The sequence below is a fragment of the Pseudomonas sp. H3(2019) genome (assembly GCF_007713465.1).
GTDB lineage: Bacteria > Pseudomonadota > Gammaproteobacteria > Pseudomonadales > Pseudomonadaceae > Aquipseudomonas.
In genome coordinates this window covers 142,926-154,806 of record NZ_VMSG01000007.1, presented here as the reverse complement: position 1 = coordinate 154,806, position 11,881 = coordinate 142,926, and the positions used below count along the sequence as shown (strand labels likewise).

9 protein-coding genes are annotated in these 11,881 nt (G+C 59.0%); 8 read left to right on the top strand and 1 reads right to left on the bottom strand.

Annotation, left to right across the window (positions count from 1 at the left end):
* Positions 1–81 precede the first annotated feature (81 nt).
* Entirely contained in the window at positions 82–1,401 is a 1,320-nt protein-coding gene (gene basC / locus FPT12_RS09710; RefSeq protein WP_145016041.1) for a putative histamine N-monooxygenase, read from the top strand.
* Between the two features lie 58 nt (positions 1,402–1,459).
* On the opposite strand, the gene FPT12_RS09705 is transcribed toward basC, so the two are convergent.
* The gene (locus tag FPT12_RS09705; protein ID WP_145016039.1) at positions 1,460–3,628 is read right to left on the bottom strand and encodes a condensation domain-containing protein; all 2,169 of its coding nucleotides are present in this window, start codon (positions 3,626–3,628) and stop codon (positions 1,460–1,462) included.
* Between the two features lie 229 nt (positions 3,629–3,857).
* Between FPT12_RS09705 and FPT12_RS09700 the strand changes: the two genes are divergently transcribed.
* The 7 genes from FPT12_RS09700 (at position 3,858) to FPT12_RS09670 (ending at position 11,737) form a co-directional block, all read left to right on the top strand.
* On the top strand, positions 3,858–4,376 hold the full coding sequence (locus tag FPT12_RS09700; RefSeq protein WP_145016038.1) for a sigma-70 family RNA polymerase sigma factor: 519 nt from the start codon (positions 3,858–3,860) through the stop codon (positions 4,374–4,376).
* A 160-nt stretch (positions 4,377–4,536) separates the two neighbouring features.
* The gene (locus FPT12_RS09695) at positions 4,537–6,327 is read left to right on the top strand and encodes an ABC transporter ATP-binding protein (RefSeq protein ID WP_145016036.1); all 1,791 of its coding nucleotides are present in this window, start codon (positions 4,537–4,539) and stop codon (positions 6,325–6,327) included.
* Positions 6,321–8,090: an ABC transporter ATP-binding protein gene (locus FPT12_RS09690; RefSeq protein ID WP_145016034.1), complete on the top strand. Its 1,770-nt coding sequence runs from the start codon at positions 6,321–6,323 to the stop codon at positions 8,088–8,090. The genes FPT12_RS09695 and FPT12_RS09690 overlap by 7 nt, the downstream gene beginning before the upstream one ends.
* Positions 8,087–9,031 (top strand): ABC transporter permease, encoded by a 945-nt coding sequence (locus FPT12_RS09685; protein WP_145016032.1) that lies wholly within the window; start codon positions 8,087–8,089, stop codon positions 9,029–9,031. The genes FPT12_RS09690 and FPT12_RS09685 overlap by 4 nt, the downstream gene beginning before the upstream one ends.
* Positions 9,028–9,978, top strand: a complete 951-nt coding sequence (locus FPT12_RS09680) for an iron chelate uptake ABC transporter family permease subunit (RefSeq protein ID WP_145016030.1) — start codon at positions 9,028–9,030, stop codon at positions 9,976–9,978. Before FPT12_RS09685 ends, FPT12_RS09680 begins: the two co-directional genes overlap by 4 nt.
* A complete protein-coding gene (locus tag FPT12_RS09675; protein ID WP_145016028.1) occupies positions 9,975–10,757 on the top strand; it encodes an ABC transporter ATP-binding protein in 783 nt (260 codons plus the stop codon). Before FPT12_RS09680 ends, FPT12_RS09675 begins: the two co-directional genes overlap by 4 nt.
* Positions 10,754–11,737, top strand: a complete 984-nt coding sequence (locus tag FPT12_RS09670) for a siderophore ABC transporter substrate-binding protein (RefSeq protein WP_145016026.1) — start codon at positions 10,754–10,756, stop codon at positions 11,735–11,737. The genes FPT12_RS09675 and FPT12_RS09670 overlap by 4 nt, the downstream gene beginning before the upstream one ends.
* The last annotated feature ends 144 nt before the right edge of the window (positions 11,738–11,881 follow it).

The window sequence follows — 11,881 nt, the reverse complement described above, 5'->3', positions numbered from 1 at the left end:
TAATATTGAAATGAATGGAGTGGGGCACCACAGAGCGTGCTCCCTTCTATCCAGACAGCAGTCCCTTTGGAGATGGATCGGATGACGGATATACCCACTGTAGATATTGCCGGAGTTGGCATCGGGCCCTTTAATCTCGGGTTGGCTGCATTACTGTCCAGACACCCGGGCGTGACGGGTATTTTCCTTGATCGCAAAGCGGAATTTCGCTGGCATGAAGGACTTCTCTTGCCAGGCACGACGCTTCAGGTTCCCTTCCTGGCGGACCTGGTGACGATGGCTGACCCCACGCATCCACTAAGTTATCTGAACTACCTGCATCAGCACGATCGCCTGTATCAGTTCTATTACTACGAGAACTTTCAGGTGCCGCGGCGCGAGTACGACCATTACTGCCGATGGGCGTCGCAGCAGCTGCCTGCCTGCCACTTCGGCGAAGACATCTGTGATGTGAGCTATGACGCGAGCGTTGACCGATTCCTGATTGAAAGCCAGTCCGTGTCCGGCTTCAAACGCCGTTACTACAGCCGGGACCTGGCGATTGGTGTTGGCACCGTGCCGTTGTTACCGAAATGGGCCCAGCTCAAGAGCGCGGCGCTGGTCATGCATTCGGCGGAGTTCGGCAAAAGGCAGGAGCAGTTGGCGCAGTGCCGGCGGGTCACGGTGATTGGCTCCGGGCAGAGTGCGGCGGAGTGCGTGCTGGCATTGTTCAACGAGTTGACCCCCGAACGAATCGCGGTCGGTGCTTCGATTCGCTGGATTACGCGTTCGCCGGGCTTCCATCCCATGGAGTATTCAAAACTTGGGCAGGAGTGCTTTACGCCATCCTACATGGAGTACTTCCACAGTATTCCACGGGAGCGTCGCCGAGATATCGTTGCGGGGCAGGGGTTGCTATACAAGGGCATCAGTTTTTCGACCATTGCCCAGATCTACGACCTGATCTACGAACGCTCGATTGGCGGCGCTGATACGGGTCTGACGTTGCTTTCCAACTGCGAGGTCGAGACCGTGGAGGATGTCGACGGCACGCTGCGAATTGCCTACCGGCACCGCGAACTGGATCAGACCAGCACCCTTGAGGCCGATGCCATTGTTGCGGCGACGGGATACGGGCATGCCTGGCCGCAGTGGTTTGAAAGGCTCAAAGGTGTTGTGCTTGAAACCGATGAATTCGGCGACTGTATCGTCCAGGAAGATTTTACGGCGCGCCGCTGCGACGAAGGCACGGGCCGTATTTTTGTGCAGAATGCGGAGATCTTCCAGCATGGTGTTGGTTCGCCGGATCTCGGGGTAGCGGCCATTCGCAATGCGACAATTGCCAACCGGTTACTCGGTCGAACGCACTACCGCTTGCCCAAGCGCTCATCGTTCCAGCGCTACGGAATGCATGAAACGTAGAGCTTGATGTGCAGGGTCTTGTTAACACTTTTGGCGTTACCAAGACCCTGATTGAGGGTTATGCGCGGATATGATTCAGGGCGATGCCGGCGGCATCTGGCGTTGTGAAGCGTGCGAACACGTGATCGATCATTGCGCTGAGGCGTGCCATCTGTTCGGTGCTGTAACGCTCCGAACGGTAGGTGATCACCAGACGCAGTGAGCGTTTGCCGTCGATCAGGTTTTCCAGGATCTCGAACTGAATACCGAACATCGACTGGTTCTTGTCCGGGTCAATCTGTCGATAGCGGATCGTTCCTGCCTCTGGCGTGCTCAGGGTACCGTTCAAGGCGTTGTTGGCATGAATCTGGATATAGACGTCGAACAGCAGGCCGTCCGCAGCGGTCATGCCCAAGGCTTGTTGAATCGTCTCCATCGGCACATCGGCATAGGCCATGGAGTCATTGATCAGGTGGGTGACGTTTTCGATCAGAGTACCCACTGTCTGCTGAGGATCGAACTGCACCCGGTGCGCGACCATGGTGGTGAAGTAACCGACCGTTTCGTAAAAACCGGGGTCGGTGCGTCCGGAAGCCGATGTGCCGATCACCAGATCCTGCAAGCCACCCAGTTTATGCAGGGACAACGCAATGGCCGTATAGACCACGCCGAACAGCGACGAGTTGTTCTGTCTGGCGAAGGCATACAGGCTATCGGTGAGGTCCTGGTCGGGTTTGATTTCGAACCATTGAGCCTTCGTCGAAGCGGCTTCGGCAGGCGCGCTCGCCTGATGATCAGGGGAGGGCAGTGTCAAGCCGCGGGTTGCATCACGCAACAGGCTCGTCCAATAGTCGAGATGCTTCTGATTGACGCCGGTACTTTGTTCTTGCACGGCGAACTCGTGGAATGAGCGGGCAGGCGCTTCCCAGGCCGGCGCTTTGTCGGCGGCACGGGCGAGGTAGGCCAGGGCCAGTTCTTCCATCATGACGTTGAGCGACCATTCATCAATGGCCATGTGATGGATCAGCAAAGACAGGGTTTGGCGCTTGCGCTGCGAGTCGTAAATGAAGCGAACCCTGAGGGGCAGTTCGCGGGCCAGGTCGAACTGATAAGCGGCTTCGCTTTCCAGTGTTGCCTCTCGGCTCTCATGGCTGGGCCAGAACCATTTGTAGCGGGACAGTTGCGCGATCGGCACGATTTGCTGGTACGCCTCAGCGTCCTGGAAGTGGAAGGTAGTACGCAGGCTGGCATGGCGTATGAGCAGGTCGCTGAAGGCTTGCTCGAACAGCGCTTCATCCACGTTATCGAGGAAGTCCAAGGCAAAGGGCAGGTTGAAAATCGTCCCGAACCCATAGGCGACATAGGCCCGCCCGAGGGAGGCCTGGGCCAGCGCGAAAGGCGCCCGCTGCACGTCTTGCGGCAGGCCTGGCGCAGACGCTGCCGGGTTGTCATGCGCAATGACGTGGGCCCGTGATGCCAGGGCCTCGGCGGTAGGGGCGCTGAAAAAGTCATTGAACTGGACTTCGATGCCGTGGCTGCTCAATAGCTTGCCAATGATACGGGTGGCCAGCAGGGAGTGGCCGCCGAAATCAAAGAAGTCATCCGTAAGTTGCATGTCGGGCTCAGCCAGGGCACCACGGAATTCGCCAAGGATAATTGTCGCCACTTCACTGCTGTTGGCCGCTGGCCGGGCGTTGGGCGCACTGGCTGCTGGCGCTGCATCCTTGCCATCGGCCTGACGGCGCAACCAGGGGGTGTCGCTGGTCGAGTGACCGACATAGGCGTTCAGGACCCCGCGATACAGTTCGATCTCCTGGCAGGTCTGGTCGAGGATCTGATGGATCACGAACGCCAGGATAACGTTCTGCCTGGTTTGAATCATCAGCGCCTTGAACGGTGGCTGGCTTTGCGCGTCCCACGATGCCGCTTGCCGCGAGAGCAATTGCTCGGTGGCTTCGGCGTCGGAGTGTGAGCGAATGAGTTCGACGCAGGATTTCCAGTCACTGGCGTGGACTTTGTCCACCTCGCCGTCGTCGTTGAACTGATAGCGCGCATTCAGATCGGGCAGTGTCTCGATGACGGTCTTGATCGCCAACTCGAGCCTTGAAAGATCGACATCAGCGTCGAGCCGCCAGGCGCAGAGGTGTTTGAGGATGCGTTCGGGGTATTGCTGCTGCAAGAGCCAGATATGTTCCTCGTGACCGTTGACAGAGAGCTTCGGTAACGAATCTGGACTGAGTTCCATCATGGAAATTTCCCGCCTTATCAAACTGAACAGTAAGAAGTAGAGGTGGCACCGAGTGCCGACAGACCGATCCTCGGTCTGGTGTAACGCCCAGGCTTCCGGGCATCAAAGGAGTTGCAATGAGGTCGCATTGCAGGGGCTCTATGAACACCGTATGATGATAAATAATAATCATACCTATTCGCATTAGTCAAAATCTGATCGCGAAGACCATCGTCTCAGGAGAGGTGTTGTGGACAACGGAGCGTTCGCGTCCCAGGAGCAATTTGAAAAGCTGTATGTCGATCACCACCGCTGGTTGTGCAGTTTGTTGCGTCGCAAGCTGGGCAATTCGGTGGATGCCGCGGATCTGGCCCATGACGTGTATCTCAATCTCATCAGGAAGGGCCGGGTTCCCTCGACCGAGAATTCACGCCGTCATCTGACTCAAATCGCCAAAGGAATGGTGATAGATCTGTATCGCCGCCGACATCTGGAGGCCAGCCATCTGGAAGGGCTGATGCAGCAAGCCGAGCCTCAGGTGCCATCAGAAGAGGTTCGTGCGCTGGCATCCGAGGCCCTGTCACAGATCGATGTTGCCTTGCATAACAAGCCACTCAAGGCCCGTGAAGCGTTGCTGCTGTGCAAGTTGCACGGCATGGGTCACCGGGATATCGCGGCCGAGTTGAAGGTGTCGGTGTCCTCCGTCGAGAAGTACATCGCTGCGGGCCTTCGGGCCTGTCACCCATTCGCATCGGGGTCGGGCCTGTGACCGGTCGTTCGATTCATGGCGGCGAACGGATTAATCCGCATTTCGATTGAGGATTTTGCGTCGCCGTTCGGAATAAAGGTACGCAACGCGCAAAACGCTCGAACACAAAGGAAGTCAGGCATGCCTTCAGGCTGTCGCCAGTGGTTATTCAGGAGAGCTCATGAGTGATAAAGACAAACCCGCCGCCGGCTCGGTATCCCGGATACTGAAACCCGTACGCGGCCGGCTGATTGTCGCCGCGGTACTGGCCGCCATCGGGACCATGCTGACGATGGTGCCACTGGCCGGCATCGCCCATATCGCACAGTTCTCGATGGGGCAGGCCGAGGTCGCTACCGGCTGGGTCCAGATGCAGAGTCAGGTCTGGCGGGTTATCAGCGTCAGCCTGGTGTGCCTGTTCCTCGGCATGACGTTGATTTCGGTGGGCGAGATGGTTGCGCACCTGGCCGACAATCACATCACCGGCCATTTGCGTTTGGCGATTACTCGTCGACTGGCCAAGGTGCCGCTGGGTTGGTTTACCAGTCGGGCTTCGGGTGAAGTCAAACAGGCAATGCAGGATGACATCGGTACGCTGCACAGCCTGACTGCGCATTTCTTTACCACGCTGGGCCGTACCGTTGGTGCGATCCTCATCGCCATCCTGTACCTGTTTGCCATGGACTGGCGCATGGCGATTGTCTCTCTGCTGCCATTCCCGCTGTTTTTCCTGTTTTTCTCCAGGGCAACCAAGGCCAGTGGGGCGAACATGCAATCGTTCGGTGCCGGTATGGCGCGTATCAACAACGCAGTGGTCGAGTTCGTCAACGGCATTCCCGTGGTCAAGGCCTTCGGTGTCGAGGGCAAGGCCCATGGCAGTTACCGTGACGCGGTGGATGCCTTCGCCGAAGCGTTCACCGACTTCACTCGGCCGCTGGTCAGTGCGATGGCCAACGCCCATGCAATGGTTACCCCGGTTGCGGTACTCGGGGTGGTGCTGGCCTTTGGCACTTTGTTGGTGAGCCTGGGCTGGATCACGCCGGTCGAAGTCTTGCCCTTCGCCTTGGTGGCGCCGGGCATCTGTGCGCCACTGCTGCTGTTGAGCTACATCACTCACGACCTGAACAATGCTACCGCCGCTGCCCAGCGTGTGCACGGGCTACTGGAAACGCCGGTACTGGAAACCCTGGTGGGCGAATCCCGGCAGTTGCCTGAAAATGCCGAAATTCGCGTCGAGCAACTCGGCTATAGCTACGACGGCCAGAACCCGGTGCTCAAGGACATTGGCTTCACCCTCAAGCCCGGCACCGTGACGGCGATTGTCGGTGCTTCCGGCTCCGGCAAGTCGACATTGGCACGCCTGCTGCTGCGCTTCTTCGATCCGACTGAAGGGCGCATTACGCTGGGCGGCGTCGACATCAGGCAGATCGAGAGCGCGCAGTTGTACCGGCGCATCGGTTTTGTGTTGCAGGAAGTGCGCCTGATCCATGCCAGCCTGCGCGACAACATTGCCTTGGGCAGGCCATCGGCCAGCCAGCAGGAAATCGAAAACGCCGCGCGCACCGCGAATATTCACGAGCGCATCCTCGCCTTGCCGCGCGGTTATGACTCGGTGATCGGTGAGGATGTGCAGCTCTCCGGCGGCGAGTTACAGCGCGTGAGTATCGCCCGCGCCGTGTTGCTGGACCCGCCGGTGCTGGTGCTTGATGAAGCCACGGCGGCAGCCGATGCCGAGAACGAGGTGAAGCTCCAGCAAGCGCTATCGCGATTCGCCCGGGGCCGCACCTTGATGGTGATCGCTCACCGGCTCGATACGGTGATGCACGCCGACCGGATCATTCTGATCGACAACGGTACGATTTGTGAGCAGGGACGTCACCACGAACTGCTCGCCCGCAAAGGCCGCTACGCCCGACTGTGGGCACTGGGCGGCTACGAACAGGCCAAGGAACAGGCGGTGCCGTCATGCTGAGAACCTTTATTCAACTGTTGGGTGACGATGCCCCGGTGCTGCGGCGCTATCTCTATATGACGCTGGTCTACGGCCTGCTCTGCGGGCTGACGATTGTCACCCTGGTGCCGATACTCACCAGCCTGCTGGGCAGTGAAACGCGCGCAGCGGGGCAATGGTTGATCGCGTTGGTGATCGGCGTGGTGATTTGCTGGGCGCTACGACGCACAGTGGAGAAAGCCGGGATCCGTGTCGGCATCGCCGTTCTCCAGCGGGGCCGCCATCGGCTCGGCGACCATGTGGCGCGTTTGCCGGTGGGTTGGTTCAGCGCACAAAACACCGCGCGGCTAAGCCATGTCGCGTCCCAGGGCATGATGGAAATGGCTCAGCTTCCCGCCCACGTTTTCACGCCGCTGATTACCGGCGTAGTCACGCCGGTAGTGATCCTGATTGCACTGTTCGCTTTGCACTGGCAGATGGGCCTGATCGCGCTCGTAACGCTGCCGATCCTGTTGGGTGTCTTTGTATTGACCGCTCGCTTGGGGCAGCGTGCCGACCAGGACTTCCAGTACAACGCTGCCCACACCAGCCAGCGCATGGTCGAGTTCGCCCAGGCGCAATCGGTGCTGCGGGCGTTCAATGGCGAGGACGGTGGTACTCAGTTTCTTGAACAGGCCATCGGGCGCCAGCAGGACTCCGCGAGACGGTTGATTCACGTCTCGGCGATGTCGGTGGTGTTCAATGCCTGGGCTGTACAGGCGAGCTTCGCCGCCTTGCTGGTGGCCGCCACGCTATGGCTGGGTGAGCTGATGGGCGCAAGCCTGGAGGCGGGATCGGTCATCGCGGTCATTGTTTCACTGCTGCTGGTCAGCCGCTTTATCGATCCGTTGCTGGAAGTGGCCGGCTATAGCGAGGTGTTGCGTGGCGCGCGTGGCCAGTTGGGAGCCGTGCGTGAGATCTTTGCGGTCAAGCCGCTGCCTGAACCGCAGACGCCACAGGCACCCGTCGATGGGGCCGTCGAACTGCGCAACGTGAGCTTTCGTTATGCCGAGGATCAGACTGATGTATTACGGGAGGTCAGCCTGCGTATCGAGCCGGGCAGCATGACCGCTCTGGTCGGCGCTTCCGGCTCGGGCAAGACCACGCTGCTGAGGCTGATCGCACGTTTCTTCGACGTGACTCAAGGCTCTGTGATCGTCGGTGGTGTGGATGTGCGCCAGATGTCCGGCGAGCAACTGGCCGGCCAGATCAGTCAGATCTTCCAGGATGCTTACCTGTTCCAGGGCAGCATCGCCGACAACATTCGCATTGGCAAACCCGATGCCAGTGATACCCAGGTGATGGAAGCAGCACGACAAGCCGGGGTCGTGGAGATCATCGAACGACTGCCTCAAGGTCTGGATACACCCGTGGGTGAGGGCGGCGCCCGCCTGTCCGGCGGCGAACGCCAGCGGATTTCCATTGCTCGTGCATTGATCAAGGATGCGCCGATTCTGTTGGTCGATGAGGCCACTGCTGCGCTCGATGCCGAGAACCAGGCCGCTATTGCCGAGGCACTGGCACGCTTGCGTGGTACGCGTACACTGATCGTCATCGCGCATCAGCTCTCGACGGTGGCCATGGCCGATCAGATTCTGGTGCTCGATAATGGCCGGATCAGCGAGCAAGGTTCCCACGCGCAATTGAGTGCCAAGCCAGGGCTCTACGCGCACTTTCTCGCTCAGCGCCGGGCTGCAAAGGGCTGGCGCATTGCCGGGGCATTTGGCAGTGAGGACGATTCTTGAGTCGTGCAGCCTTGCTGAGCCTGTTTGTTGTGCTCTGTTGCCTTTCGCTGATGGTGGGAGTCAAGCAGGTCTCCTGGACAGCACTTTTCACATTTTCCGAAGATGCCTGGCTGACACTGACCGCCAGCCGCCTTCCGCGCCTCGCGGCCCTGATACTCACCGGGGTAGGGCTGGCCGTCTGCGGCGTGATCCTGCAGCAGATCGTGCGTAACCGGTTCGTCGAGCCCGCCACGTCCGGCGGGCTGGATGCGGCAAAGCTGGGCATTCTGATTTCACTGACGGTAGCCCCCGCCGCGGGTACTGTCGGCAGGATGCTGTTTGCCCTGGCGTTCTGCTTTGCCGCAAGCCTGATCTATGTCGCGATCATCCGCCGTATCAAGTTCAAGAATACGGTGATGATTCCGGTCATAGGTCTGATGTATGGCAGCGTATTGAGCGCCGTCGCCGAGTTCTACGCCTACCGTCAGAACATCTTGCAGAGCATGCAGGGTTGGATGCTCGGTGACTTCTCGAAAATCGTGCAGGGCAATTACGAGATCATCTATCTGATCCTGCCGATTGTCGTGCTCACCTACCTGTATGCGCACCGGTTTACCGTACTGGGGATGGGTGAGGGCATGGCCAGCAGTCTGGGCTTGAACTATGCGGCCAATGCGGCGCTAGGTCTGATGCTCGTGGCGGTCACCGTTTCCGCCACGGTCATCACGGTGGGGGCGATCCCCTTTGTCGGACTGGTGATTCCCAACCTGGTGGCGCTGCACTACGGCGAAAACCTGGAGCGAACATTGCCCATCGTTGCCTTGTGTGGCGCGTCCTTGCTATTGGCCTGCGATATCCTCGGCCGCCTCCTGATCTACCCCTTCGAAGTGCCCATAGGCCTCACCGCCGGCAGTGTGGGCGGCCTGTTATTTCTCGTGCTGCTGATCAGGAAGTACACATGAGGCGCGTGGCTACCCGTTATGGTCTCTGGCTGCTGGTTCTGGCGCTGGCGATCGCGTTCCTGTTGTTGGGAGCCGGCTTCGACTTCGACTATGTCATTCCCAAGCGACTGACCCGTTTGGCGGCGATGTGCATTGCCGGGGTGTGCATTGCCTATTCATCGGTGATTTTCCAGACCATCGCCGGCAACCGCATACTGACGCCGGCGATCATGGGGTATGAGGCAATCTACCTGCTGTTCCAGGCACTGCTGATTCTGCTGCTGGGCACCCAGAGCCTGGTGTTGCTGGAGCGTGACGGTAACGTCCTGTTGTCGGTCCTGCTGATGCTCGGCTATTCATGGCTTATTCACCGCTGGCTGTTCCGTGACGGGAGCAACAACGTGTACCTGCTGCTCCTGTTGGGACTGGTGCTGAGCATGGTGATGGGGACGTTCACCCAATTCATCCAGCTGAAGATAAGCCCCGGAGAATTCTCGATTTTCCAAGGGTTCAACTACGCCTCCTTCAACAAGGCGCAACCTGGGCAAGTGATCTATTCGGGCGTGCTGGTCGCGGCGGTGTGCTGCATCGCCCAACGAACCCTGCCGGTGCTCGATGTGCTTTCCCTGGGACGTGACCAGGCCATTTCCCTGGGGGTCGATTACCCGCACAGTGTGCGACTTCAACTGGCACTTATCGCCATTTTGGTGGCGATCTCGACGAGCCTCGTCGGGCCGACGGCATTCATGGGCGTGTTCGTTGCGAACATCTCCTATGCGCTTGCCCGAACCGCTCGGCACCGGGTCACGTTGCCCATGAGTTGCGCCATCGCCATTGGCATTTTCATTGTCGCCCAATACCTGGTCGAGCAGATATTCAACTACAACACCTCCGTCAGCATTCTCATCAACCTGGTGTGTGGTGTGTATTTCCTTGCGCTGATGATTCGAACCCGAGGCACCCCATGATCGCCCTCAATCACGTTTACAAGGCCTATGGCCCCCGGCACGTCCTGAGTGACGTCAGCGTCCGGTTTCCACCGGGGCAGGTCACGTCGCTGATCGGCCCAAACGGGGCGGGCAAGACCACGCTGCTGATGTTGATCGCTCGCCTGCTGGCGCCGACCCGGGGCGACGTGCTGATTGGCGGGCGCAGCATTCTGGATGTGCCCGTTCGCGACTATGCCAAGCGCGTGGCCACCTTGCGCCAGTCCCCGGATTTCAACCTGCGCCTGACCGTCGAGGAACTGGTCGCCTTCGGGCGCTTCCCCTACAGCCGTGGAGCGCTTACGGCCCAGGATCGCGTGGCTATCGATGAGGCCATCGAGTTCTTGTCTTTGCAGTCCCTGCGTCTCTCCTACATTGACGAGCTCAGCGGCGGACAACGGCAGATGGCGTTCCTGGCGATGACCATTGCCCAGCAAACGGATTACCTGTTGCTGGACGAGCCGCTCAACAACCTCGACATGAAGCATGGCGTACACATCATGCGTGCCCTGCGTCGCTTGTGTGATGAGCAAGGCCGCACAGTGATCCTGGTGGTCCATGACATCAACTTCGCGGCCAACTATTCCGATCATATCGTTGCCATGAAAGGCGGGGGAATTCACTGCCACGGCCCGGTCGCGGAGGTGGTTACCGAGGCGCACCTGCGGGAACTTTTTGATCTGGATTTCGAAATCCTGCAGAGCGAACAAGGGTTTGTCTGCAACTACTTCAACCCATCACCTTCAAGGGAACTGATATGAGTACGGATCACGCGAACAAATTCTGTGGAGTGCTACTGGCAATGGCCGTTGCGGCCGGGCTGCAGGGATGTGACAAACCGGCGGCAGAGGCCACGCCGCCAGTGAGTGCACAGGCGCACTACGAGCCGATCAAGATCGAGCACCCTCTGGGCACAACCGTGGTGACCAAACTGCCCGAGCGCGTAGTGGCCTTCGATATGAGCGAGCTCGATACACTCGATCAATTGAAGGCGCCGGTGGTGGGTATCGCCAAGGACTACGTCACCAGCTTTCTCGCTAAATACCGTGACGACTCGAATGTCATGGATGTAGGGGCGACTGTCCAGCCCAATCTCGAGCGGTTGCATGCGCTCAAGCCCGACCTGATTCTGATCTCTCCGCTCCAGGCACAAAGCTATAAGGAACTCAGCCAGATCGCCCCGACCGTCTACGACGACGTGGACCTGACCAACAAACAAGGCAATTTCATCGGCACAGCCAAGGAGCATTTGACCCTCCTGGGACGCATTCTCGGCAAAGAGGAACTGGCCCGCCAGAAAGTCGCGGAAATGGACGCCAAGGTGGAGCAGACCCGCCGTGTCACCGAAGGACGTCCAGAGAAAGCGTTGATCGTGTTGCATAACAACGGCGCCTTCACCTCCTACGGCGTGAAGTCGCGCTACGGCTTTGTCTTCGACACCCTGGGCGTGAAACCGGCCAGCGCTGACATCGAAGCGGGTTTGCATGGACAGCCGATTTCCAATGAGTTTATCCAGCAGGCCGATCCCGACATTCTTTATGTAATCGACCGAACCGCAGTGATGGAGCATCGTCCGGCACTGGACATCAAGAGCCTGGATAACCCGCTGCTGCGCAAGACCAAGGCCTGGAACAACGGACGTGTCATCTTTGTCGATGCTCAGACCTGGTATCTGTGTACCGCTAGCGTGACCTGTCTCAATCGAATGGCTGACGAGGTGGTTCAGGGCTACGAGGGCTGATTCGCGACGTGTATCTGCAGCACAAAGGGCTGGTCCTGTTCAGGCACCGGCCCTTTTTTGTGGTTTTCGAATGCTGCTTCGGTCATTGGTGGGGGCGTCACTGATCCAGCCCCTTGGAGTGTTCTTGGTGCGGTATATGCAAAT

Coding starts and splice junctions, on each gene's coding strand:
- basC (WP_145016041.1), top strand. CDS start 82: ATGACGGATATACCCACTGTAGATATTGCCGGAGTTGGCATCGGGCCC.
- FPT12_RS09705 (WP_145016039.1), bottom strand. CDS start 3,628: ATGATGGAACTCAGTCCAGATTCGTTACCGAAGCTCTCTGTCAACGGT.
- FPT12_RS09695 (WP_145016036.1), top strand. CDS start 4,537: ATGAGTGATAAAGACAAACCCGCCGCCGGCTCGGTATCCCGGATACTG.
- FPT12_RS09690 (WP_145016034.1), top strand. CDS start 6,321: ATGCTGAGAACCTTTATTCAACTGTTGGGTGACGATGCCCCGGTGCTG.
- FPT12_RS09680 (WP_145016030.1), top strand. CDS start 9,028: ATGAGGCGCGTGGCTACCCGTTATGGTCTCTGGCTGCTGGTTCTGGCG.
- FPT12_RS09675 (WP_145016028.1), top strand. CDS start 9,975: ATGATCGCCCTCAATCACGTTTACAAGGCCTATGGCCCCCGGCACGTC.
- FPT12_RS09670 (WP_145016026.1), top strand. CDS start 10,754: ATGAGTACGGATCACGCGAACAAATTCTGTGGAGTGCTACTGGCAATG.